24 protein-coding genes are annotated in these 22,759 nt (G+C 53.0%); 4 read left to right on the top strand and 20 right to left on the bottom strand.

The genetic code is table 11. From position 1 onward, the window contains the following. Positions 1 to 8: 8 nt before the first annotated feature. From tamA to D467_RS0103500, 3 genes are read right to left on the bottom strand one after another with little or no spacing between them, the layout of a single operon-like run. A complete protein-coding gene (tamA, locus tag D467_RS0103510) occupies positions 9 to 1,859 on the bottom strand; it encodes an autotransporter assembly complex protein TamA (protein ID WP_026285596.1) in 1,851 nt (616 codons plus the stop codon). A gap of 52 nt (positions 1,860 to 1,911) precedes the next feature. Further along, positions 1,912 to 2,742: a coiled-coil domain-containing protein gene (locus D467_RS0103505; RefSeq protein WP_018916124.1), complete on the bottom strand. Its 831-nt coding sequence runs from the start codon at positions 2,740 to 2,742 to the stop codon at positions 1,912 to 1,914. Positions 2,743 to 2,751: 9 nt separating this feature from the next. After that, positions 2,752 to 4,044 (bottom strand): nucleotide sugar dehydrogenase, encoded by a 1,293-nt coding sequence (locus D467_RS0103500; RefSeq protein WP_018916123.1) that lies wholly within the window; start codon positions 4,042 to 4,044, stop codon positions 2,752 to 2,754. Between the two features lie 208 nt (positions 4,045 to 4,252). Between D467_RS0103500 and ubiG the strand changes: the two genes are divergently transcribed. Then, the gene (gene ubiG / locus D467_RS0103495) at positions 4,253 to 4,996 is read left to right on the top strand and encodes a bifunctional 2-polyprenyl-6-hydroxyphenol methylase/3-demethylubiquinol 3-O-methyltransferase UbiG (RefSeq protein WP_018916122.1); all 744 of its coding nucleotides are present in this window, start codon (positions 4,253 to 4,255) and stop codon (positions 4,994 to 4,996) included. Beyond that, positions 4,997 to 5,671 carry an HAD-IA family hydrolase gene (locus D467_RS0103490; protein WP_018916121.1) on the top strand — a complete coding sequence of 225 codons (675 nt, stop codon included), beginning with the start codon at positions 4,997 to 4,999 and terminating at the stop codon, positions 5,669 to 5,671. A gap of 39 nt (positions 5,672 to 5,710) precedes the next feature. Here D467_RS0103490 and D467_RS0103485 read toward each other — a convergent pair whose 3' ends face one another. The 13 genes from D467_RS0103485 to D467_RS0103425 all read right to left on the bottom strand — a co-directional run bounded on the left by D467_RS0103485 (position 5,711) and on the right by D467_RS0103425 (position 16,625). After that, the gene (locus tag D467_RS0103485; RefSeq protein WP_018916120.1) at positions 5,711 to 6,472 is read right to left on the bottom strand and encodes a YciK family oxidoreductase; all 762 of its coding nucleotides are present in this window, start codon (positions 6,470 to 6,472) and stop codon (positions 5,711 to 5,713) included. Between the two features lie 30 nt (positions 6,473 to 6,502). Beyond that, positions 6,503 to 7,297 (bottom strand): tol-pal system protein YbgF, encoded by a 795-nt coding sequence (gene ybgF / locus D467_RS0103480; RefSeq protein WP_018916119.1) that lies wholly within the window; start codon positions 7,295 to 7,297, stop codon positions 6,503 to 6,505. 48 nt (positions 7,298 to 7,345) lie between these two features. Then, on the bottom strand, positions 7,346 to 7,891 hold the full coding sequence (gene pal, locus D467_RS0103475; RefSeq protein ID WP_018916118.1) for a peptidoglycan-associated lipoprotein Pal: 546 nt from the start codon (positions 7,889 to 7,891) through the stop codon (positions 7,346 to 7,348). Between the two features lie 41 nt (positions 7,892 to 7,932). After that, positions 7,933 to 9,225, bottom strand: a complete 1,293-nt coding sequence (gene tolB / locus D467_RS0103470; protein ID WP_018916117.1) for a Tol-Pal system beta propeller repeat protein TolB — start codon at positions 9,223 to 9,225, stop codon at positions 7,933 to 7,935. Continuing rightward, on the bottom strand, positions 9,225 to 10,379 hold the full coding sequence (gene tolA / locus D467_RS0103465; RefSeq protein WP_018916116.1) for a cell envelope integrity protein TolA: 1,155 nt from the start codon (positions 10,377 to 10,379) through the stop codon (positions 9,225 to 9,227). Before tolA ends, tolB begins: the two co-directional genes overlap by 1 nt. After that, positions 10,372 to 10,806, bottom strand: a complete 435-nt coding sequence (gene tolR, locus D467_RS0103460; protein WP_018916115.1) for a protein TolR — start codon at positions 10,804 to 10,806, stop codon at positions 10,372 to 10,374. The genes tolA and tolR overlap by 8 nt, the downstream gene beginning before the upstream one ends. An 11-nt stretch (positions 10,807 to 10,817) precedes the next feature. Then, complete coding sequence (gene tolQ / locus D467_RS0103455) at positions 10,818 to 11,498, bottom strand: protein TolQ (RefSeq protein ID WP_018916114.1); 681 nt, start codon at positions 11,496 to 11,498, stop codon at positions 10,818 to 10,820. 72 nt (positions 11,499 to 11,570) lie between these two features. Next, on the bottom strand, positions 11,571 to 11,984 hold the full coding sequence (gene ybgC / locus D467_RS19005; protein ID WP_018916113.1) for a tol-pal system-associated acyl-CoA thioesterase: 414 nt from the start codon (positions 11,982 to 11,984) through the stop codon (positions 11,571 to 11,573). Next, positions 11,981 to 13,018 carry a Holliday junction branch migration DNA helicase RuvB gene (gene ruvB, locus D467_RS0103445; RefSeq protein ID WP_018916112.1) on the bottom strand — a complete coding sequence of 346 codons (1,038 nt, stop codon included), beginning with the start codon at positions 13,016 to 13,018 and terminating at the stop codon, positions 11,981 to 11,983. Before ruvB ends, ybgC begins: the two co-directional genes overlap by 4 nt. Positions 13,019 to 13,094: 76 nt before the next feature. Then, positions 13,095 to 13,700, bottom strand: coding sequence for a Holliday junction branch migration protein RuvA (ruvA, locus tag D467_RS0103440; protein WP_018916111.1), 606 nt, complete (start codon positions 13,698 to 13,700; stop codon positions 13,095 to 13,097). 68 nt (positions 13,701 to 13,768) lie between these two features. Beyond that, positions 13,769 to 14,320, bottom strand: a complete 552-nt coding sequence (gene ruvC, locus D467_RS0103435; RefSeq protein WP_018916110.1) for a crossover junction endodeoxyribonuclease RuvC — start codon at positions 14,318 to 14,320, stop codon at positions 13,769 to 13,771. 178 nt (positions 14,321 to 14,498) lie between these two features. Beyond that, entirely contained in the window at positions 14,499 to 16,280 is a 1,782-nt protein-coding gene (gene aspS / locus D467_RS0103430) for an aspartate--tRNA ligase (protein WP_018916109.1), read from the bottom strand. A gap of 66 nt (positions 16,281 to 16,346) precedes the next feature. After that, complete coding sequence (locus D467_RS0103425) at positions 16,347 to 16,625, bottom strand: FmdB family zinc ribbon protein (RefSeq protein WP_018916108.1); 279 nt, start codon at positions 16,623 to 16,625, stop codon at positions 16,347 to 16,349. Between the two features lie 186 nt (positions 16,626 to 16,811). On the opposite strand from D467_RS0103425, the gene D467_RS0103420 reads away from it, so the two are divergent. Next, on the top strand, positions 16,812 to 17,753 hold the full coding sequence (locus tag D467_RS0103420) for a D-2-hydroxyacid dehydrogenase (RefSeq protein WP_018916107.1): 942 nt from the start codon (positions 16,812 to 16,814) through the stop codon (positions 17,751 to 17,753). 15 nt (positions 17,754 to 17,768) lie between these two features. Here D467_RS0103420 and yccX read toward each other — a convergent pair whose 3' ends face one another. Further along, positions 17,769 to 18,044, bottom strand: coding sequence for an acylphosphatase (yccX, locus tag D467_RS0103415; protein WP_018916106.1), 276 nt, complete (start codon positions 18,042 to 18,044; stop codon positions 17,769 to 17,771). Further along, positions 18,041 to 19,024, bottom strand: a complete 984-nt coding sequence (locus D467_RS19000) for a YihY/virulence factor BrkB family protein (RefSeq protein WP_018916105.1) — start codon at positions 19,022 to 19,024, stop codon at positions 18,041 to 18,043. The genes yccX and D467_RS19000 overlap by 4 nt, the downstream gene beginning before the upstream one ends. Before the next feature lie 154 nt (positions 19,025 to 19,178). On the opposite strand from D467_RS19000, the gene D467_RS0103405 reads away from it, so the two are divergent. After that, positions 19,179 to 20,276, top strand: a complete 1,098-nt coding sequence (locus D467_RS0103405) for a bifunctional nicotinamide-nucleotide adenylyltransferase/Nudix hydroxylase (protein ID WP_018916104.1) — start codon at positions 19,179 to 19,181, stop codon at positions 20,274 to 20,276. Positions 20,277 to 20,291: 15 nt separating this feature from the next. On the opposite strand, the gene D467_RS0103400 is transcribed toward D467_RS0103405, so the two are convergent. Together D467_RS0103400 and cls are read right to left on the bottom strand one after the other, a co-directional pair. Beyond that, the gene (locus D467_RS0103400) at positions 20,292 to 21,209 is read right to left on the bottom strand and encodes a LysR substrate-binding domain-containing protein (RefSeq protein WP_018916103.1); all 918 of its coding nucleotides are present in this window, start codon (positions 21,207 to 21,209) and stop codon (positions 20,292 to 20,294) included. A gap of 55 nt (positions 21,210 to 21,264) precedes the next feature. Beyond that, positions 21,265 to 22,683: a cardiolipin synthase gene (cls, locus tag D467_RS0103395; RefSeq protein ID WP_018916102.1), complete on the bottom strand. Its 1,419-nt coding sequence runs from the start codon at positions 22,681 to 22,683 to the stop codon at positions 21,265 to 21,267. Between the last annotated feature and the right edge of the window lie 76 nt (positions 22,684 to 22,759).

The raw sequence follows: 22,759 nt of genomic DNA, 5'->3' as shown, positions 1-22,759 counted from the left end.
GCGTGCTCCTAGAATTCCGGGCCAATGGAGAAATGCAGACGAAATGCATCTTCATGATCGAAGGGATGCGCTACGTCCAGGCGAATAGGCCCCACGGGCGATATCCAGCGGACGCCTACCCCGGCTCCGGTTTTTAAATCATTAGGCCCCCAGTTATCGAAGGCATCACCAGTATCGATGAATGTGGCTCCCCACCAGTTTTCTCTAACACGCCGCTGGTACTCAAGACTGGAGGTAATCATCTGCTGGCCGCCGCGTAGCCGGCCTTCGGCATTGCGTGGAGACAGGCTTTCATAGGAGTACCCGCGCACGCTGCGATCACCGCCTGCAAAGAAACGCAGTGAAGGTGGCAGTTTGGAGAAATCGTCGGTTTCAATCGCACCAATGCTTAAACGGGCAGAGAAACGGTTGTCGTTATTGATGGTGCGTATCCACTCAGTATCACCGGTTAAACGCGTAAACTTGGCGTCCGAGCCCCAGATTCTGTCTGAATATTCAACGGAGAGCTGCTGACGGTCACCCCAGAGCGGAAAACGCTGCGGACGAGTTCGCGTGCGCGACCACTGAATACCCGGATAGAAGAGCCACACCTCGTCAGCCTCTCCGCCTTGGGTAAAGTCTTCATAGGTAGTCCGGAAATACAGCGTTTGCACCCAGTCGTTTTCAAACTGCCAGCGGCGAGCAATTTCTACCGAGCCTTCCAACGATTGGGTGTCGCTATCGTCGATATTACGAACCCCGTACTGCAACCGGTAACTATCACGCAGTGGGTCTTCAAGCGGGATGTTATATACCCCGGTGAAGCGCTGCTCGGGCGCGGAGAGATAAAGATCGTGATCAAGACTGTGGCCTAAGCTATTAATCCACGGCTGATGCCAGCTAAAGCGTAGGCGAGGACCTACATCAGTTGCATAGCCAATACCCACTTCAAACTGATGACGATCGGCAGGCTCAACGCTTACATCAATGGGTAGCGTAGTATTGTCACGCTTATTGATGTTCAGTACGCTTAATAAAGCTGCGCTGCTGATCAATGGCCGCTGAGGTTGAGAGGCAGTGGCCTCGCTAAACCATGGATCACCGCCCCCTGGAGGGGTAATAGTAAGTTCTTGGGCCGTTTCCAAACGTGGGCGTACGGTGACTGACTTAAACCAGCCTGTTTCCCCAAGGCGCTGATTATAAGTGGCCAATGATTCTGCCAGGTAGGGATCATTTTCTTCAAAGGTTTGCATCTGCTGCAAACGGTCTGGATCGATATGGCTACCGGTAATATTTACCCTGCCAAACCGGTAACGGGTCCCGCTATCGAAATCCATATAAAGTCGGGCACTTTGCAGATAAGGGCGCACTTCCATACGTCGATCTGTAAAGCCCCAGTCAAAATAACCACGCTCGATGGCAAGCCCCGCAAACTGATTACGTAAACGATCCCACGGGGCGTGACGTAGCGGCTCCCCTTCACTCAAGGGGAAATTATCCAAGGCTTCTTGAAAAGGCGGATCATCTTTAGCATCGCCTTCGATATTGATCGATAGCACTTCGATCTCAACACGCGGGCCAGGCTCAATCGTTAGCCTGATAGGCGGCGTAAGTTCAATGCTGATATCCGGCTCATAGTAACTAAAGACACGCATGGCTTCCTGAGTACGGCTACGTATCTCGGCTTCCAGACGCACATCGGTATATTGTTCGGCATCAATATTTTCAAGATATGCACTGACATTCGCCTCAACGTCGCCGTCGACGCCACTGATCTCAGCAGTGAGCGCCCATGCGGGCATCATACTCGCCGCGCATAGGGGTAATGCGATAAAACAGGCCACCTGAGTGGCAGAACGCCATCGCCGTTGTCTTCCCATACATAAAATCCCTATAAATCAGCGACTCAGAGCTGTTTTGTAACGTAACCTATTACCGAAGCATTTCTATTTGTGCACTAAATGCTAATTGAGCTTGGCGAATCTGACGTATATCGCTTTCAAGAGCTGCTAGCCGTTGGCTCCATTGCTGTTCAAACGCTGCCATTTCTTCATTATTAGCCGAGGCTGACTCTAACTGTAGCGTATTTAGCTCAGTTTCTAGCATATTAAAGCGTTCATTTATGGCCTCATTCTGGGCATCCAGCCGCTCGTCTAACGTTTGGCTCAATTGGTTGGACTGCTCTTCTATTGAGGTTAGCTGCTGCGTCGTGGTCTGCTCCAGATAATTGACTTCTTCAACAAGGTTCTGCCGCCCCGTCGTGCCTGCCTGTTCAAGCGCATCCAGCGAGCTACTCAGCGCCGCTAGTTGACTGTCGCGTAAGGCAGCTTGCTCCTGATATTGACTAAGTTGCTGTGAAAACGTTGCCATCGTTTCACTTGAAGGCCTATCTTCATTATCAGTAAGCACGCCGTAGAGTTCTTCACGGGTATTTATCAAGGCAATGGAGAGCTGCTCCTGCTCTTGAAAAAGCGTTGTCATTTGAGCTTGTACAAAGGTTATCGTATCTTGTACATCAGTGTCACCCGACTCAAGTCGAGCATGAACATTAGACACCTCACCACTTACCCGATGAAGCTCGGATAGAAGACGCTCACGTTCCAACCACAGCCCCACCGAGGCAGCAGCGAGTAAAGCAAACAGCAGGAATATCCCAAGCCATAATGGCCACACGGCTGGCCCTTTACGGTGGCGCAAATGCTGGACCGTCAAGCTCTGGTCAACATCGGGAACAATTCGCTGAGAAGGCGTCGAATTGGGCATGGCGTTTCCTCAAAAAGACGTAGGGTCGGCGCGACGACCAATACCACGGTACTTTAACCCGCAGCTGGCAACAAATGTAGGGTCGTAAATATTTCGCCCGTCTAACACTAACTTAGCACTGAGCGACGCGGCCAACCGATGCCAGTCCGGATTCCAGTAAGGTTTCCACTCGGTCACCAGCATCAACACATCGGCGCCCTCGCAGGCTTCATAAGGATCCTGATCGAACGTTTGCAGATCTTCTCGATAGCCGACTTCCTGATGCAGAGCCGCAGTCGCCGCCGGGTCATGTAGCTTTACCTTAACGCCCTGTGCCCAGAGTGCTTCTAAAAGTGTCAATACGGGGGCGTGATCAATACGTGCCGTTCCGGGTTTAAATGCCGCCCCCCAAATAGCCACCGTTTTACCCTCAAGCTGGCCTTCAAAGTGGCTCCAAAGCTTGCGAAAAAGGGTCTCTTTTTTCTGCTCGTTGATATCCATGACTTGTTCAAGCAGAGCAGAATAACGTCCGCTTTTGGATTGGACGTCTGCCAAGCGCATTAAGTCGCGGGAGAAATTGGGGCCACCAAAGCCACAGCCAGGATATAAATATTCAAAACCGATGCGCGTATCGGCGCCCATGCCCTGACGTACATGTTCGACATCAACGCCTAGCGTGTCTGCCAAACCGGCGATTTCATTCATATAGCTGATACGCGTGGCCAGCATGCCATTAATGGCCAGCTTAGTAAGTTCGGCTGCCCGGCGCGGCATGGGTTGGAAAACTTCCTGGCGCCGGTTAAAAGCGCGCAAGAGTTCGCGTATCACATGTTCGCCCTGCGCATCGTCACAGCCAAGCAGCCAACGCGTAGGACGGGTGAAAGAAGCCCAGGCGCGACCTTCTTCCAACGTGTCAGGTAAGGCAACACTGCTATGCTGGTCCTGCATCAAATCATCCAAGCGCTCCGTTTCGCCTACCGGGAACGTGGAGTTATTGACTAAAACGACGCCTTGCTGAACGTTGAGCTCTGGCTGCTGGAGTAGCGTACTGGCTGCATTACGTTGACTTGGGGAAAGCGCAAGCCAGATAACATCGGCGGGAGACGCTTGCGCTATATTATCAATAAGTTCCAGCGTACCATCGGCCAGGCCTTGCTCAATATGGGGCATTAATTCAGGTTCACGACGAAGCCAGTCAACTTGAGAAAGCACCGCCCAGGGGGCGCTTTCGTGGGGTAGCCACTGAACCTGATGGCCTACCCAGGCTAACGCAGCAGCAGCAGTCACAGCACTCAACTCGCTGCCATAAAGTAATACTCGCATTTACCAGACTCCTTGCGCGACGGAAAAGCGAGAAAGTATCGCCATTAAATTCATACAATGGTCCTTTTCATGCGTTCTGACCCAGGAGTGGTTAGAATGCCCATAATACTGAACGATTGAGTGGATACCACTCACCACTTGACGTCAACACCCAGGCTGGATGGAAAAAGTAACCATCCATTGCTGATTGACTATGGGAGCCAAACACATGCAAGCGACACCTCAGGATAGCACTGCTGACCACTATCAAGGCAACGTCGATGCAGCGGAAGTTGCTAAATTTGAAGCACTTGCTAGCCGCTGGTGGGATCCTAAAAGCGAATTTAAACCGCTGCATGATATTAATCCACTGCGCCTGAACTTCATTGATGCTCGCGCGGGCCTTGCGGGGAAAAAAGTACTTGATGTTGGCTGTGGCGGCGGCATCTTGAGTGAGTCCATGGCTCATCGCGGTGCTGATGTAACGGGTATCGACCTTGGCGAAGCGCCGCTTGGTGTGGCCCGGCTACATGCTGAAGAGAGCGGCGTCTCTGTGGACTATCAGCATATTAGCGTTGAAGCATTAGCGGCCCAGAAGCCGGGCCATTTCGATGTAGTGACCTGCATGGAAATGCTGGAGCACGTGCCCGACCCTGCCTCGGTTATCCGTGCTTGCTGCGCCTTGGTGCGCCCAGGTGGCTATGTGTTTTTCTCCACGCTAAACCGTACGCCCAAGTCTTACGCCTTTGCGATTTTAGGCGCGGAATATGTGCTAAAACTGCTGCCACGCGGAACACACGACTACGCCAAATTTATTCGCCCTTCAGAAATGGCCGCCTGGTCGCGTCAGGTTGGGTTAGAAGTGCGCGAGCAAACGGGGTTGACCTATAACCCCCTTACCCGCCGTTACCGCCTGGTGCCTAACGATGTTTCGGTCAACTACATGATGTACTGCCGCAAAGTGAGCCAATAGATGTCGACCACTGCACCACTGGCCATCCTATTTGATCTTGATGGCACATTAGTCGATACCGCGCCCGACTTGGCACAGGCAACCAACGTATTGCGCGAGCATCACGGGCTGGCGCCGCTGCCTTATGAACAGATTCGCAGACAGGTTTCTAACGGGGGAAGCGCGCTGGTGACGCTGGCGCTGGGGCTTGAACTTGGGGCTCCTGAACACGACACGGCGCGTCAGTTTCTGCTGGATACCTATGAGCAAGCCGTGGCTGTACAGAGCCAAGTATTTGATCCGCTGAATCAATGGTTGATTGAGTGGCATGGCAACCAGCGACTATGGGGCATTGTTACCAACAAACCGCGCCGCTATACCGAGCCGCTATTAGCCGCCTTGGCACTAGAGCCGGGTGCACTGCTGTGCGCGGATGATCTAAGTGTCAAAAAGCCTGATCCTGAACCCTTATGGGAGGCAGCACGCCGTTTGGGAGTTGCACCTAATCAGTGCTGGTATGTAGGCGATCATGTGCGGGATATGCAGGCCGCAAAAGCCGCCGGTATGACGGCCGTTGCGGTGGGCTACGGATACATTAGCGAAGAGGATGACTATCGTCAGTGGCCAGCGGATCTTTGGTTTGAAAAGTGCTCAACGCTAGTCGAGGCATTAAACGCCTTCAACATCACGTCTTAAGAAGGCCAACATCTGCTTAACCGTTAGGCGCAACATGGTTTATGCGCGTGGCGGTTGAGCATCGAATTTCTGACCGTTGATACCAGTACTCGCCGGCCCCATCAACCATAAATAGGTGGGCATGATGTCTTCAGGAGTACGCAAGGTGTCGGGGTCTTCACCAGGGTAGGCATTCTGGCGCATTTGCGTACGTGTGGCCCCAGGGTTCAGCGTGTTGATACGTATATTAGCTTGGCTTTCGAGCTCATCGGCCAGCACTTCCACAAACCCTTCTGTCGCAAACTTAGAAACCGAGTAGGCTCCCCAGTAGGCACGCCCTTTTCGCCCTACGCTTGATGACGTGAAAATAACCGAGGCATCCTGCGACTGCTGAAGCAGGGGTAACAGTGCCTGGGTCATCCAGATTGGTCCGTTAATATTGACCTGCATGACCTGCTCCCATAACTCTGGGTCATACTGTTCAAACGGTGTAATACGACCTAGAAGCCCAGCGTTATGCAGAAGCCCATCCAGACGACCAAATTCCTTATCGAGCGTGCTTGCCATATCGTGAAAATCATCAAGCGTAGCACCTTCGAAATTAAGCGGAAAAATAGCCGGCTGTGGTCCCCCCGCCGCTTCTATTTCATCATAAACCCGCTCTAACTTTTCGATGGTGCGACCCAGTAAAATCACGGTTGCTCCATGGCGTGCATAACTTAACGCTGCCGTACGGCCAATCCCATCACCGGCCCCGGTTACCAGTATGATGCGGTTCTCAAGCAAATCAGGCGATGCTTGATAGTCGATTTTGCAGCTCATGATACGTCCTAACAAACTTAAAATGCGTTGTTACCCAGCCGACTGACGAAGAAAATCACTCGCCAGCCCAGCTGCACTACTTTGCGGGTAATCATCACGCACTTGCTCTAACAGCTCGCGGCTACGTTCTGCTTCGCCCTGACGCGCTTTTACCAAGCCAAGTTTATACAGTGCATCAGGTACTTTGCTGCTGCTACTGAAGTCGGTAATGACACGGCTAAAGGACGCATCAGCGTCACTTAGCTGACCTTCGGCGGCATAAAGCTCACCCAGCCAGTAATAGCCGTTAGACGCTAGGCTGCTGTCAGCATGAGTGGTAACGAAACCTTCAAAGGCTTTAATGGCTTCGTCAAAGCGGCGTGCCTGAACATGAGCAAACGCCGCCTGATAGTCCGCCTGGGCATCTTCGCTGACGTTACGCGCAGAAGGCGCATTGACCACTTCCTGCGCGGCTTCCGGCTCTACCTGAGGGGTTGCCTGCTCAATTTGAGTCGGGCCGCTGTTCATCAGGCGATCTTCGATATCCAGATACTGCTGCTGCGATTGACGCTTCAACTGCTCAAGCTGGTGACGCAGCTCTTCAATCTGCCCGCGCAGCTGCTGGATTTCCTGCTGGTGCTCTTCTACCTGGTTGAACAGTACAAGATTACCGCCGGTAGATTCCTGGCGCTGGGTCTGCTGATAGAAGCCGCTGGAATTACCCGAAGAAAGATCTTGAACGAGCGGCTGCTGGGCAACTGCCGCGAGTGGCAATACGGACAGCGGGAGCACTAAGGCTCCCGCACCGCACAGCCTCTCAAAATAGCGTTTGAGACTGTGATTCATGACAACTCCGTAGATAACATCGGCGTGCCCTCAGGCACGCCAAAAGTATCAGTAATTAAATACAACGCGACGGTTCTGGGAGTAAGCGCTTTCGCTTTGGCCGCTAGCCGCAGGACGCTCTTCGCCGTAGCTCACAACGCTCATTTGCGAGTTGGAAACGCCCTGAATGTTCAGGAAACGCTGAACGGCACGCGCACGACGCTCGCCCAGAGCCATGTTGTATTCACGGGTACCGCGCTCATCGGTATGGCCATGTAATACAACTTGTGCATTCGGGTTGGCACGCAGGTAACGCGCATGAGCCATTACTGCAGACTCATATTCGCTCTTGATGGTGTCACGGTCGTAATCGAAGTAAATGGTACGTACTTCAGGAATACGAGAATCAGCTTGCTGACCAGCACCTGAGCCAGAACCCGTAGTAGAACCATACTGACCACCTGTACCAGCGCCCGAGGTGCCTGCACCCATGCTGCTGCCATCTTGGCTTCCGTAAGAATCACCATCCTGGGTTCCGCCGGTGCTGGAACAGCCAGCGATAACTACGATAGATAACGCGACTGCCAATGAGCGAACCAACGGTTTAAGTTGCATAATCAGACTCCTTGCCTGAAAGAAATTAACACTATTAATCATTAGTTTAAAAACGGCGACCATGCAGGATCCCGCACATCGCCTTGTGCTGCAGGAAGCCGGAATGACGACCGCCCATCGGCAGAAACGGCACTCAGCACCCCGTTGTTACCCTGTTGGGTAGCGAAGATTACCATGGTCCCGTTCGGCGCAACACTAGGAGATTCATCTCTTGTTGAATCACTTAGTACCACAAGCCGTCCACCCTCTAAATCCTGGCGAGCCACTTGGTACCCACGGCTTGAACGGTGGACCAAGAATATCTGATCGCCATCCGGAGAATAGCGTGCACGGGCGTTGTAGTTACCGGTAAACGTTACGCGTTTTGTCTCGCCGCTGCCTAGCGAATACTGGTAAATCTGCGGGCCACCACTGCGATCAGAAGTAAACAGCAGGCTACGACCATCGGGCGACCAAGCGGGCTCGGTATCTATGCTGTTGCTATTGGTGAGACGTTCCACCGAACGATTACCAATATCCATGATGTAAATTTCAGGCTGACCATCTTTGGATAAGGACATCGCAATACGACGACCATCCGGTGACCAGGTCGGTGCGCCGTTGATACCATCAAACGACGTTGCCATTACACGCTGGCCAGTAGCGACATCCTGAATATAAATTGCCGGACGCTCAGTCTCAAAGGAAACATAGGCAAGTTTGCGGCCATCGGGCGACCAGGAAGGTGACATGATGGGCTGATCAGAGGTTAAGACCTGCTGGCTATTACGACCATCTGCATCGGCTACGTAGAGACCAAACTGCATATTGTCGCCAAGCCCTTGAGCCGTTACATAGGCGATGCTGGTAGAAAAGGCGCCGCGAATATCGGTAATCGCTTCAAAGATCTGGTCGCTGATGTAGTGAGCCGCACCGCGCAGGTCATTGGCATTGGCCGTAACGCTTTCACCAATCATACGGCGCTGGCCGCTGATATCCATCAGGTCAAACTGAAGCTGATAGCCACTGCCTGTCTGCTCAGCGCGACCTACCACTAGATAACGCACATCGAGCGAACGCCAGGTGCCGAACTCAACGTCATCGGCTTGGCTGGGCTTTTCAAACATGGCGCTACGCTCTAGCGGTTCAAACAGACCGCTACGCTCCAAGTCGTCCTGAATAATCTGAGCGATATCTTCGGACATCCCCTCATTGCCGGCAAAAGGCACCACGCCAATAGGCAAGGCCTGATCGCTGCCTCGCGTAATTTCAATGGTCAAGTTTGCGTTTGCATTTGCGATACTGCTAATTAACAGCAGTGCGCAGAATAACCACACTTTGCTCAGTATTTGCATCAGCGAACATCCCCCGGGGTAAATCGCAGATTAATTTGACGTAAGTTTCGTTGCTGATCCGCAGGCAAATCTCTCAATTCACCAAACGGTGCAGCCTGTTCAACCGCTTGTATAGCAGACCGATCAAAAGCACTGTCACCACTCGATGTCGCAATCGACGCTGCAAGCAGCTCTCCCGATGGGCCCAAACGTATTTGCAGCGTAGCACTCAATGAATCGCTTGCCCCAGGCGGTATTAACCAAGCCTGTTCGACAGCTCGACGCACAATATTGATGAAGCTATTGGCAGCCTGCTGTGCTTGTTGCGCATTTGCCGCGGCCTCCGCTTCACCGGCTAGTTGACGCTGCATGGCGGCTTCTGCTGCTTCCGCTGCCTGGCGTTGACGTTCAGCTTCTTCACGTGCGCGCCGCTCTTCGGCCTCCCGCTCACGTTGAGCTTCCGCCTCACGTTCGCGCTGTGCTTCAGCTTCGCGTTGACGCGCGGCTTCTGCTTCGGCGGCAGCTTTGGCTTCTGCTTCGGCAGCGGCTTGCGCTTCTGCTTCGGCGGCGGCTTGTGCTTCTGCAGCGGCTTGCGCTTCTGCTTCGGCGGCAGCTTGTGCTTCTGCTTCGGCAGCGGCTTGCGCTTCTGCAGCTGCCTGGGCCTCTGCCTGTTCACGAGCCTGTTGGGCTTCAGCTTCTCGGGCCTGCGCTTGTGCCGCCTGCTCCTGAGCTAGGCGTTCGGCTTCCTCAGCGCGTCGCTGAGCTTCGGCTTCGGCAGCCTCCTGCGCTTGCTCTAATGCTTGCGCCTGAGCTTCGGCTTCACGACGAGCGGCTTCTTCAGCCGCTTGCTGTTCGGCCGCCTGGTTATCCGGTTCCGGCTCAGCTGCCTCGGGCTCGCTTACGCTAGGCTCGGCCGTTGGCTCCGTCGCGTTATTCATCGCCGCTTGCTGCTCGGTTGTTTGCTGAGCCTGGTCGGTAAAGGTTTCTGTACTGACCAACGTTGCTTGCACGATGGAGGAAGAGTCCGGTTCTGCCGTTGAGCTGGGCCAATTAATGAAACTAAAAACAATAATAGCCAAATGCACGCCCACCGCGAGTACGGTTGGTAACGTATAGCCAACATCCTGCGGGTCGCGCGGCGTATCAGCGGTCACTTGCGTCTTGCCCTTACCCATCTTGCGGCGGCTCTGAAAGCAATCCTACATTTTCAACGCCGGAACGCTGTAGCGTGCTCATTAGCAAAACGATCTGGCCATACTGCACGTTACGGTCACCGCGCACCATGACAGGCGTGCCCGGGCGACGTTGTAGAATCGCTCCGACGCGTTCCGACATCTGCTCAAGTGAAACTGAGGTTGAGTCTTCGCCCAGGGTAATAAAATACCCGCCTTCGCGATCAACCGAGATAATGATGGGGTCACTATCCTGGGTATCAATCGGCTGCGATGAGACCTGCGGCAGATCGACCTGAACGCCTTGAGTCAGCATAGGGGCGGTAATCATAAAAATGACCAGCAGCACCAACATAACGTCGATAAAGGGGACGACGTTAATCTCCCCCATCGGTTTATTCTTGCCGCTACGGTTGAAAGGACCTTGCATGGCGAACTCCCTTAACTGGCGCTAGGCTTGCCGTCACGGCCTTGCAGGTTACGATGCAAGATGGCGTGAAACTCTTCGGCGAAGTCTTCATATTTACCGAGTAAGCGAGACGCATTGTTGGATAGACGGTTATAGAAAATAACCGCAGGAATCGCGGCGAAAAGCCCCATGGCGGTGGCAATCAAGGCCTCTGCAATCCAGGGCGCGACCGTTGCCAGGGTTGCTTGCTGCGTCATGGAAAGAGATTGGAAAGAACCCATGATGCCCCATACGGTGCCGAAGAGGCCAATGTAGGGGCTTGCTGATGCGACCGTGGCGAGAAACACCAGATGCTGTGTTAGACGATCCTCTTCACGAGACCACGCAACGCGCATACTACGCTGTACGCCTTCAAGCACCGTATCGGCGTTGCGGGTTTTAGGCATCAGGCGATTGAATTCACGAAAACCCGCCTGAAAGATATGCTCAGCGCCGTGGCGCGGATCATCAGCAGGAATTTCCCGGTATAGCTCATTCAAGTCGACACCTGACCAGAACGACTCTTCGAACTGGTTATACTCCTGCTTAGCTCGGCGCAAGGCGATACTGCGCTGAAAGATGACTACCCAAGACAGGATTGACCCCACCACCAGTAGTAGCATCACCAGCTGCACAACAACGCTGGCATTCATTATAAGGTGCGGGATGGACATGGTGTTATCGTTCACAGGTGCCCTCATCAATCAATTAAGTCGGTAATACCCGACAAAGTAGTGGTTTCCAGGTTACGAAACCGTGGTTGCTGTTTGTAGACCTGTTTTAAATGCAGCGGGCCACGCTTTGGGCCGCATGCGTTCTGCACTTAGGCAGGCTATCTCGACTGTCGCACTGCAAAGGAGTTCCTCTCCTCGCATTACACGTTGCTCAAACGTTACTCGGCAGCGGCCTATGTCGGTGACATGTGCTGTAACGTCTACCACATCATCGAGACGCGCCGGTTTCGCATAGTGACAGGCTAAGCGATATACCACTAGCTGCGTACCTTCGTCTAGTAACGTTTGCTGATCAAGGCCTTGCTCACGTAGCCATTCGCTGCGCGCACGCTCCATAAACTTCAGATAGTTAACGTAGTAGACAATGCCACCGGCGTCAGTATCTTCCATATAAACACGTACGGGCAGCGAGCGCGAAATACTCATGGACGACGCTCCCCTTCCATATCCACAGAATGCTCGTTGGGAACGCGGTTAAAATGCAGCCAAGCCTGACGCGTGACGGTACGCCCGCGGGGCGTGCGCATCATTAGGCCTTGCTGGATAAGGTAGGGCTCGATAACGTCTTCGATGGTATTACGTTCCTCACCTATGGCCGCGGAGAGTGAGTCCACACCTACCGGACCGCCCTCGAACTTATCAATCATTGCAAGCAGCAGGCGCCTGTCCATGTGATCCAGGCCATAGTGATCCACGTTGAGCATATTCAGCGCAGCATCTGCCAAGGAAACATCCACCGTGCCGTTGCCTTTCATTTCTGCATAGTCGCGCACCCGGCGCAGCAAGCGATTGGCGATACGCGGCGTGCCCCGAGAGCGGCGGGCAATTTCGATAGCTCCCTCAGCGCTGGTTTCCACTCCCAGCAAGCGTGCCGAGCGGGTGACGATTTCGGTCAGCTCTTCGAGATTATAAAATTCCAGCCGTTGAACGATGCCAAATCGATCGCGTAACGGCGATGTCAAAAGCCCTGCCCGGGTTGTCGCACCCACCAGCGTAAAACGAGGCAAGTCCAGCTTGATCGACCGAGCCGCCGGGCCTTCGCCAATCATGATATCGAGCTGGAAATCCTCCATGGCCGGATAGAGCACTTCTTCAATCGCAGGAGATAAGCGGTGAATCTCGTCAATAAACAGAACATCACCGGGCTCAAGGTTGGTCAGCATGGCTGCCAAATCCCCTGCCCGCTCGAGCACGGGCCCTGACGTTGACTTGAGTCCGACGCCCATTTCGGTAGCGATAATATTGGCAAGCGTCGTTTTACCCAGCCCTGGTGGGCCAAACACCAGAGTATGGTCGAGACTCTCTTCGCGAAGCCGGGCCGCGCCAATAAATATTTCAAGCTGCTCGCGCACCCTCGGCTGGCCGATATAGTCATCAAGTCGCTTGGGACGAATGGCATAATCAATTCGCCCTTCTCCCTGCTCTGGTTCAGCCGCTATCAACCGGTCATGTTCTAACATAGATGCTCTTCTTGAATACTGTCTTAAATACCTGACAATCTGCTGGCTCTGGGTTACTGCAAAACGACGGGGTAGCTCAGCCGTTCATTCGCTGTGTTAATGCCGCCTTGATCAAGGCTTCTGTCGATTGCTTGGGGTCAAGGTCTGCCAGCATTTTGCTGGCTTCGGTTAGCTTATAACCTAGGCTTACGAGTGCGGACTCAGCGTCGGCCAAGCTATTGCGGGTAGGTCGCCCGTTGGTAGCTTCAAGGGGAAGTGGCGAATCAGAACCATGCTCCCACTCAGGGAAACGATCGCGCATTTCAATAATAAGCCGTTCGGCCGTTTTCTTGCCGACACCAGGCAGCTTGGTCAGCGCCTTGCTGTCATCATCACGAACACAGCGCATAAACGCGTCTTCATCCATGCCGGACAAAATTGCAAGGGCCAGTTTAGGGCCAACGCCGTTAACCTTGATGAGGGCTCGAAACAGCGCCCGCTCATGCTCACGCGCAAACCCGTAAAGCAGATGGGCATCGTCACGAATAGTTAAGTGGGTATAAAGCGATGTTTTCTCGCCTAAACCCGGTAGCGAGACGAGCGTATTCATTGAGGTCTCAAGCTCATACCCCACGCCCTGGACATCAATTACGATCCAAGGCGGTTGTTTTTCCAGCAGATAGCCACTCAGACGTCCGATCATAAATACGCTCGCGATAGTAAAAACAGGCGTTTACTATAATGCTACTCTGTACAAGTGACCAGTAGTGGTTAAAGACGCCAACGCCCGGTTGAGGCACGCCGGCTTCGCCCACTAGAAGCGCTGGGAAGCCCATTGCTCGTATAGGAGTGGGTTAACGCAATAGCTAATGCATCAGCAGCATCGGCTTGCGGCGTGGCGGAAAGTTTTAATAGTGCAGTAACCATATGCTGCACCTGCAGTTTATCCGCACCACCATGCCCCGTTACGGCTTCTTTGATGCGTCGCGCCGCGTATTCCGCCACGCTTAATCCGTGGTTTGCCATACACACCAAGGCAGCGCCCCGGGCTTGGCCAAGCTTAAGCGCCGAATCAACATTTTTAGCCAAAAATACGCGTTCAATCGCGGTGTCTGTCGGTTTGTATAAACCCACCACTTCGCTTAGCCCCGCATATATCTGCGCCAAACGCTGCTCCAGCGGCCCGTCTGATGTGCGAATGCAGCCACTGGCCACATAGGTGGGCTTCACCCCGACCAGATCGATGACACCGTAACCGGTAATTCGGGAACCAGGGTCAATACCCAGAATGCGCACTGGTAACGAAGTGCGTGTTTCGTCCATATACGTTTACTCGTGCTATGCGGCAAAGCCCTAGGCGACAAAAGCGCTGATGCAAAAACACCGACGCTCTGGCGTCGGTGTTTTTGTCAGCTTGCGATCGAAAGCCTGTCTCTTAAATGGCTCTATTTCAAGAACCATCTTAAGGGCTATCTCAAGAACTATCTTAAGGGCTATCGATTTACTCGCCAGCCACTTCAGGCTTGGCTTTTTGACGTAAGCGAATATTGAGATCTTTTAGCTGATCAGGGCTAACCTCACCCGGTGCGTCGGTCATCAAGCAGGCCGCGCTTTGCGTTTTCGGGAAAGCGATAACTTCACGGATAGTCTTGGCACCAACCATCAGCATGACCAAGCGGTCCAGACCGAATGCCAAGCCGCCATGGGGCGGCGCGCCATATTGAAGCGCGTCCAGCAGGAAGCCAAACTTCTCTTGCGCTTCTTCCTCACCGATGCCCAGAATTTCAAACACAGTGCTCTGCATGGTTTGATTATGGATACGAATAGAACCACCGCCAAGCTCGGTACCGTTCAACACCATATCGTAAGCACGCGATAGCGCTTTGGCCGGGTCGGCCTTGAGCTCTTCCGGCGAGCAGGAAGGTGCAGTGAACGGGTGGTGTAACGGGCTTAAACGACCGTTATCATCGGCTTCGAACATCGGGAAGTCGACTACCCACAACGGCGCCCAAGCCTGGGTGTACAGATTAAGATCAGCACCCAGCTTGACGCGCAGCGCGCCAATAGCTTCGTTGACGATGCGCGTTTTATCGGCACCGAAGAAGATGATATCGCCATCTTCTGCGCCAAGACGATCAAGCAGCTCCTCAACGATATCTTCCATGAACTTCACGATAGGTGACTGAAGCCCTTCAAGCCCTTTAGCACGCTCGTTGACCTTGATCCAGGCAAGCCCTTTCGCGCCGTAGATACCCACGAACTTGGTATATTCGTCGATTTCCTTACGCGAAAGCTTGGCGCCGCCCGGTACTTTAAGCGCGGCCACTCGGCCATCTTCAGCACTGGCAGGGCCAGAGAAAACTTTGAAATCGACCTGTTTCATCAGATCGTCAACGTCGGTCAGTTCAAGCGGAATACGTAGATCCGGCTTGTCTGAACCAAAGCGATCCATAGCTTCTTGCCAGGTCATGCGCGGAAATTCGGGAAGCTCAACGCTCAGCACTTCCTGGAAGAGCTGACGAATCATGGCTTCGGTAATGCCCATGATGTCATCTTCTTCGACAAACGACGCTTCGATGTCAATCTGAGTGAATTCAGGCTGACGATCGGCGCGTAGGTCTTCGTCACGGAAGCACTTGGCAATTTGATAGTAACGGTCAAAACCCGCCACCATTAATAGCTGCTTGAAAAGCTGCGGTGACTGAGGCAGTGCAAAGAAGCTGCCCGCATGAGTACGGCTAGGTACCAGGTAGTCACGGGCGCCTTCGGGCGTTGCGCGCGTCAGAATCGGCGTTTCGATATCCAAAAAGCCCTGGTTTTCCAGGAACGCACGAACGTTATGCGAAATACGCGAACGCAGACGCAGTTTCTCGATCATGTCTGGGCGACGCAGATCGATATAGCGATGCTTTAGGCGAACTTCTTCACCTACCTTGCCATGCTCGTCAAGCTGGAACGGAGGCGTGGCAGCGGTGTTCAGTACTTCAACATCTTTGGCCAGCACCTCAATCATGCCGGTGGGCATGTTGGGATTCTGTGTGCCTTCCGGGCGCAGTCTGACACGACCCGTAATACGCAGCACATATTCGCCGCGGGCACGATCGGCAGTTGCAAACGCTTCGGCAGTATCCGGGTCTACCACAAACTGAGCGATACCATCGCGGTCACGCATATCGAGGAAAATAACCCCACCGTGGTCACGACGACGATGTACCCATCCGCAAACGGTGACCGTTTGATCCACCAATGTCTCGTTTAGCTGGCCGCAATAATGGCTGCGCATGTCAAATCCTGTTCTGTTTCGTGGCAAATAAAGTGTCGCGGGCCAGGCTGGCCCAGGCAACCGCAGTTAGGCCGCAGTGCCTGTAGACTTGGAAGTAGTGTCGCTTTTAGCGCTGTCTTTACCCGCCGCGCCTTTGGCATCGGCGACTAAGTTCTTTTTACTTCCCGTTTTAAAATCGGTTTCATACCAACCACCGCCCGCCAGGCGGAACCCTGCTGCGGATACGAGCCGCTCAAGGTCATTACGATTGCACGCAGGACACTCTTTTAACGGGTCCGCGCTGATTTTCTGTAATTTTTCCATGCGATGGCCGCAGGCCTTGCACTCATATTCATAGATAGGCATGTTGATGACTCCTGAAAAGCTCAACGACGACAGGATATTGGCGAATATAAACACAGCCAGCTGCGAATATTTGGCCTGCCGAGATAAAATCCAAGGCTGCGGTTGATAAAGCGACAATATTATACCCTTTTGTGCCCCCTGCCGAGCAAGGTTAACTAGCCCTCGGCACTCACTGGAGAGAATAAAATGCCTAACGCAGTAATGTTAGATGCGCAAAGTCTTGGACCCCAGATCGATTTAAGCGCTATCCGTGACGCGGTTACTCATCTTGAAGTATTTGATCAAAGCACCACTCAGCAGGCAAAAGAGCGCCTGGCCAATGCTCAAATCGCGCTGGTAAATAAGGTCGTGCTAGATGCTGAAACCTTAAAACAGCTGCCGTCACTGCGCTTGATTTGTGTGATGGCCACTGGGCTTAACAATATCGACCTTGACGCGGCTAAAGCACAAAATATCAGCGTTAAGAATGTAACGGCATATGGCACGGCCAGTGTATCCCAGCATACGTTAATGTTAATCCTGGCACTGGCTAACCGGCTTCCGCAGTACCAGCAGGAAGTAGCAAATGGCGCCTGGCAGCGCAGTGATTTTTTCTGCCTTCAGGACCACCCCACTCTGCAGCTGGCAGGCAAACGCCTGGTGATGGTTGGCCAGGGCGAACTGGGCACGGAAGTCGCACGGTTGGCAGAAGCGTTTGGCATGCAGGTAAGCTTTGCAGCACGCCCTGGCAATGAGGCAAATGATTCACGCCCCTCGCTGGATGATTTACTGCCTGACGCAGACATTCTCAGCCTGCACTGCCCGCTAAATGCCGATACGCAACACCTTATTGATCAAAAGCGCTTAGCGGCTGCCAAACCGTCACTGTTACTCGTCAACTGTGCTCGCGGTGGCATTATCGATGAAGTGGCCGCCCTTGAAGCGTTACGCCAAGGCACTATTGGAGGATTAGCGGTGGATGTGCTGCCCACAGAGCCGCCGAGAGAGGGGCATCCGCTATTAGCCGCGCTAGATGAGTCTCTTAACCTGATTGTGACGCCACATAACGCATGGATAACACCAGAGGCGCGACAAAATATTATCGCGCTTACGGCGGAAAACATTGCTCAGTGGAAGCGTGGCAAGTAATCGTGAAATGGTTAATTAATGTATTGAGAAGTGCTCAGGCACTGAACTAGCGTCCATTGCCTCGCATTCAACATGGGTTACCCGCGCTTGCGCGGGCCCCTTCCAAAGCCACTCACTAAGCGCCTTAACTTTTTCGCTATCGCTACACATAAGCACCTCAACCCGACCGTCAGCCAGGTTTTTGGCATGGCCGGTTATCTTGGACTGCAACGCCTGTTCCTTGGTGGCGTAGCGATAGCCAACACCTTGTACTTTTCCTGAAACAAATGCGCGCAGGCAGCAGGCTTTCATGACTGTTCACCGGTATCTTGTACGTGGTCTTTGTGGACATGGTCTTTGTGAACGTGGTCTTTAGGCTCTAGCGGCTCAACACCCAGCAGCTCGTGCTTAACAAGCACCGCACTATTGCGCGGAATCAGCTTTCTGCCCCGACGCAGTAAAAGAGAACGCGTAAACGCAGCACCAAATAATAAAATGAGCGATGAGTAATAAACCCATAGCAATACCATTACGACCGACCCCGCGGCCCCATAAGTTGAAGCCGTTGCGGTATATGCCAGATAAATCGCGATTAGCGTGCGCCCAATGGTAAACAGTACGGCAGTAACAACGGCGCCAATAAACACATCCTGCCAGCCCAAGACGACATCAGGCAGTACTTTGAAAATGGTCGCAAAGAGTAGTGTCACTACGGCCAGTGAGATTAGTGCTTCCACGCTGGTCGTAAGATAACCTGCTAGCGGAAAGACATCATTAGCGGCTTGCAGCATACTGCGTACCACAACGCCTAAAACCAACGAAACCAGCAAGATAAAACCGATTGAAAGAACCACAGTGAGCGAAAGAAGCCTGGTTTTGACGAATATAAACATGCTATTGCTGGTAGGTTTCGCCGTCACCCCCCAGATAGTGTTTAGCGAAAACTGCATTTGCGCAAACACCGTGGTAGCACCGACTAAAAGCGCACCAAACCCCAACAGCGTTGGCAGTAAACCCGATTCTTCAATCCGCGACTGGGCAACGGCACCCTCAATTGCTGATGCTACATCCGTTCCTAAAGAGCCTTGCAGCTGAGCAACAATTTGTCCTTGTGCAGCATCCTCACCTAGCACAACGCCGATAACCGTTACGGCAATAATGATCGTAGGGGCTAAAGAAAAAAGCGTATAAAAAGCCAATGATCCTGCATAGCTAAACGCATTTCGTTCAAGCCATAGCGCTACTGCATCCTGTACTACCTTCCACCAAAAGATGAGGGTGCTTTTAATCATATTCATTCCCTTGAGTAATTTAATAGTTACTTTATGCGTAATAGTTTATCAGCATATCGAATGCTGGCGCAGCGCGCAGTACTGATCACATTGCACGCTATAATCTAGCCCTCCATAATGGCCTTCTTATCAACCAACCGTTCAAGGAAGCAACATGGCTCCCGCCGTAACAAGCTCTACGTCTGCTTACCCCTTTGACTGTTTGGTATTTATTGGCCGTTTTCAGCCTCCTCACCTGGGCCATTTAGCAATTATTCGCGAAGCATTGAAGCAGGCACGACAGGTTATTGTGCTGGTTGGTTCGGCATGGCAGGCGCGTTCATTGCGTAACCCATGGCGCTTTGATGAGCGTCAGGCAATGATTCGCTCAGGGTTTGACGACGCCGATAACCAGCGCTTGGAAATAACGCCTCTTCTGGATGCGCTGTATAACGACGATGTATGGGTAAGAGATGTTCAGAGAAAAGTACGCGATCTGGCGGCTCCAGCCAATGCGCGTTTGCCGCGAATCGGTTTGATTGGGGCAAGCCGTGGTCAATCGAGCTACTATCTTTCGCTTTTCCCACAGTGGGAATCGGTCAGCGTACCGTTGGTTGAGGGGATTTCCGCAAGCCAGATCCGTGAACGACTTTTCCGGTCGCCCGGTTCCTCCGGTGACTATCTGACCACAGGGGCTTATCACGACTTGCCGCCTGGGGTAGTGAGTAGCGTCAGTGAGTTTTGCCAGGGAGAGGCTTACCATCAGCTACTCGAAGAGCAGCAGTTGCTTGACCAATATCGCCAAGCCTGGGCGCAAGCACCTTATCCGCCTATTTTCGTCACTGTTAATGCCGTTGTGGTGCAATCGGGCCATGTGCTTCTAGTGCGCCGCACGGCAGCGCCCGGCAAAGGCCTCTTCGCCTTGCCGGGGGGCTTTATCAATCCGCATGAGCGGTTGCTGGATGCCTGCATGCGTGAGCTTAGGGAGCGGCTGCGTCTTAAAGTCCCTGAGCCAGTGCTGAAAGGTTCGCTGCGCGGACAGCGGCTATTTGACGAGCCGCACCGCAGCTGGCGTGGCCGTACGCTGGCCGAAGCCTTTTACTTTGCGCTACGCCCAGACCAGCAGCTACCCCGCTTAAAACCTGTTAAAGGCGGTGACCATGCGCGCTGGGTCGCCTTGGCGGATCTAGAACCGGATAGCCTGTTTGAAGATCACTTCTTTATTATTCAGAATTTTCTTGGCCTGCCCGCGGATTTTAGCGCTCGGCCCTAATTCAGGCCATAGCCATTACGCCTGTAAAAAATCACGTGGTAGCTTCATCATCTGCCGCCAGAGCTTTTCGACGCCCGGCTTATGTACGAGTGAGCAGCGATAAAGGCGAATCTCAAGCGGAATATCCCAGCTTTCATCGCCCGCTCTTACCAAACGGCCGCTTTTGAGCTCTTCACGTATACAGAAATCAGGAATCCAGGCGGCGCCAATGCCTTGAAGCACCATGCCCTTTAGCCCTTCTGCCATGGCCGTTTCATAAACCGTGCGCAATTTCATACGCAGTGGATCATTTTTCAGCAGCATGCGCACACTTCGCCCCAAAAAAGCCCCTTGGGTATAAGCCAGATAGGGAATGGACGTATCACTCTGTAGCGAAAAGCAGGGTTTACCCGTTTCATCCGGCAGTGAAACAGGCAGCATATTAACCTTGCCTATCGAAAATGACGGAAAAACTTCCGCATCCAGCTGCATCGTGGCGAAGGGATCGTAATACGCCAGCATCAGGTCGCAGTTGCCTTCACGCAGCACATGAATAGCTTCCCCGACGTTCATGGCGACCAAGCGTGTGGGAAGCTCCCCTAGCCCTTTTTGAAGACGCGATATCCAGGGAGGAAAAAAGCTGAGTGCCAATGAATGGGCCGCTACGATATCAAGCGCCTCATTCGCGATGGATAACCCCCGCAGATGGCTCAGGGACTCATTAAGCTGCTCAACCAGGTTGCGTGCGGTAACCAGAAACAGCTGCCCTTCTGATGTGAGCCCTACCGGTGTTGTAGAGCGATCAACAAGGGTAACGCCAATAGCCTGTTCCAACGCACGAATACGTCGGCTGAACGCAGGTTGAGTGACATGCCGCTGGCGTGCAGAAGCGGAAAAGCTGCGTGTATTGGCCAGCGCGACAAAATCCTCTAGCCATTTTGTTTCAAGGTTCACCCAACACTCCTTTGTCCATCAAACATTTTGTAATTTGACCGTTTACAGCGCCTAGCTACTGAACGGGTGACATGAGATAAGCTGCTCTTGAAACTACTTTTTTCCATAACGGGCGCTGCTGTACTTCATCTATTGTGACACGCCGGCACTGGGCTAAATCCTGCTCCAGCATAGTGTGTACTTTCTCAGCAAATTCCGGGTTAGGAATAAAGGCAGTAATTTCAAAGTTTAATCGAAACGAGCGGTTATCTAAGTTTACTGTACCCACGGTTGCTGCATCATTGTCGATAAGGATTACTTTTTGGTGTAAAAAACCAGGAAGATAACGGTATATTTTCACACCGGCCTTTAACATATCTGGTAAGAATGCAAAGGCCGATAGAAATACCAGCAAATGGTCTGGCCGCTCGGGGATCATGACGCGCACGTCCACACCGCGCATGGCCGCAAGGCGTAGCGCATCCTGTACACCCTGATCCGGTACGAAATAGGGGCTGGTAACCCACAGCCGATGCGTAGCGCTATGTATCAACTGCTGAATTAACAGACTCGCCGTGTCCTGTTTGTCTGCCGGTCCCGAAGGCACGATGACTACATGTTGGTCATGATCCGGATGGCTTTCCGCCTGCCAGTTTAAGCTGGCCACCTCGCCTGTTGCCCAGTGCCAATCTTCCCAGAAAGCTTCCTGCAGGCCTAGCACGCTAGGCCCTTCCAACATTAAGTGTGTATCACGCCATGGGCCATGGCGTGGATTCTGCCCCAGGTACTCTATGCCAACATTGAACCCACCTAACCACCCACGCTTACCATCTACAACGGCAACCTTGCGGTGGTTGCGGAAATTTAGCTGAAAGCGATGCTTAAGGCCTCTGGATGAACGAAAAGCGCTGACCTCTACTCCCTCAATGGACAAGTCCTTAAGGTAACCTTCGCCCAGCTTACGGCTGCCGATTTCATCGTAAAGAAAGTACACCCGCACGCCACGGCGAGCGGCGTCAACAAGATGCTTTTGCAGGCGGCGCCCCAGGGCATCGTCGCGGACAATAAAAAACTGCAGCAATAAGTAGTGCTCTGCCCTGTCGATCCCTTCAAACAGACTGTCAAAGGTGGCATCACCATCAATTAACAGCGTGGCATTATTGCCGCGTGTTAACGGCATCATCGCCAACTGCTCGACGGCTTGAGTATCCGAGTTGGTAGGCGGCGCCAGAAAGGGTAAGGCACTCTCCTGGTAGCGGGCCAATACACGCCTAAGCACGGTATCGCGTTCGCCACGGGCCATGACATAACCATAAAAGCGCGGGCGCCCAAAAAACCAATACGCTGGCAGCGCCACATAGGGGAAGGTAAGAAGGGAGATAATCCACGCCACAGCGCCCTGCGATGTCCGGCTTGACATCAACGCCATCACGGCCGACACAATACCTAAAAGGTGTATCAGCATAATGCCTGTCCCTAGCAGCCAAGAGGCCATACCCGCTTCTCCCTTATATATATCGGTATATCAAACGCGTTTTGGCTATAGAGGTTAATGTACAAAAGCCCCGCAT

This window comes from Vreelandella zhanjiangensis DSM 21076 (genome assembly GCF_000377665.1).
Lineage (GTDB): Bacteria > Pseudomonadota > Gammaproteobacteria > Pseudomonadales > Halomonadaceae > Vreelandella > Vreelandella zhanjiangensis.
This window is presented reverse-complemented; position numbering and strand designations above follow the sequence as displayed.

Coding starts and splice junctions, on each gene's coding strand:
- tamA (WP_026285596.1), bottom strand. CDS start 1,859: ATGGGAAGACAACGGCGATGGCGTTCTGCCACTCAGGTGGCCTGTTTT.
- D467_RS0103505 (WP_018916124.1), bottom strand. CDS start 2,742: ATGCCCAATTCGACGCCTTCTCAGCGAATTGTTCCCGATGTTGACCAG.
- D467_RS0103500 (WP_018916123.1), bottom strand. CDS start 4,044: ATGCGAGTATTACTTTATGGCAGCGAGTTGAGTGCTGTGACTGCTGCT.
- ubiG (WP_018916122.1), top strand. CDS start 4,253: ATGCAAGCGACACCTCAGGATAGCACTGCTGACCACTATCAAGGCAAC.
- D467_RS0103490 (WP_018916121.1), top strand. CDS start 4,997: ATGTCGACCACTGCACCACTGGCCATCCTATTTGATCTTGATGGCACA.
- D467_RS0103485 (WP_018916120.1), bottom strand. CDS start 6,472: ATGAGCTGCAAAATCGACTATCAAGCATCGCCTGATTTGCTTGAGAAC.
- ybgF (WP_018916119.1), bottom strand. CDS start 7,297: ATGAATCACAGTCTCAAACGCTATTTTGAGAGGCTGTGCGGTGCGGGA.
- pal (WP_018916118.1), bottom strand. CDS start 7,891: ATGCAACTTAAACCGTTGGTTCGCTCATTGGCAGTCGCGTTATCTATC.
- tolB (WP_018916117.1), bottom strand. CDS start 9,225: ATGCAAATACTGAGCAAAGTGTGGTTATTCTGCGCACTGCTGTTAATT.
- tolA (WP_018916116.1), bottom strand. CDS start 10,379: ATGGGTAAGGGCAAGACGCAAGTGACCGCTGATACGCCGCGCGACCCG.
- tolR (WP_018916115.1), bottom strand. CDS start 10,806: ATGCAAGGTCCTTTCAACCGTAGCGGCAAGAATAAACCGATGGGGGAG.
- tolQ (WP_018916114.1), bottom strand. CDS start 11,498: ATGTCCATCCCGCACCTTATAATGAATGCCAGCGTTGTTGTGCAGCTG.
- ybgC (WP_018916113.1), bottom strand. CDS start 11,984: ATGAGTATTTCGCGCTCGCTGCCCGTACGTGTTTATATGGAAGATACT.
- ruvB (WP_018916112.1), bottom strand. CDS start 13,018: ATGTTAGAACATGACCGGTTGATAGCGGCTGAACCAGAGCAGGGAGAA.
- ruvA (WP_018916111.1), bottom strand. CDS start 13,700: ATGATCGGACGTCTGAGTGGCTATCTGCTGGAAAAACAACCGCCTTGG.
- ruvC (WP_018916110.1), bottom strand. CDS start 14,320: ATGGACGAAACACGCACTTCGTTACCAGTGCGCATTCTGGGTATTGAC.
- aspS (WP_018916109.1), bottom strand. CDS start 16,280: ATGCGCAGCCATTATTGCGGCCAGCTAAACGAGACATTGGTGGATCAA.
- D467_RS0103425 (WP_018916108.1), bottom strand. CDS start 16,625: ATGCCTATCTATGAATATGAGTGCAAGGCCTGCGGCCATCGCATGGAA.
- D467_RS0103420 (WP_018916107.1), top strand. CDS start 16,812: ATGCCTAACGCAGTAATGTTAGATGCGCAAAGTCTTGGACCCCAGATC.
- yccX (WP_018916106.1), bottom strand. CDS start 18,044: ATGAAAGCCTGCTGCCTGCGCGCATTTGTTTCAGGAAAAGTACAAGGT.
- D467_RS19000 (WP_018916105.1), bottom strand. CDS start 19,024: ATGATTAAAAGCACCCTCATCTTTTGGTGGAAGGTAGTACAGGATGCA.
- D467_RS0103405 (WP_018916104.1), top strand. CDS start 19,179: ATGGCTCCCGCCGTAACAAGCTCTACGTCTGCTTACCCCTTTGACTGT.
- cls (WP_018916102.1), bottom strand. CDS start 22,683: ATGGCCTCTTGGCTGCTAGGGACAGGCATTATGCTGATACACCTTTTA.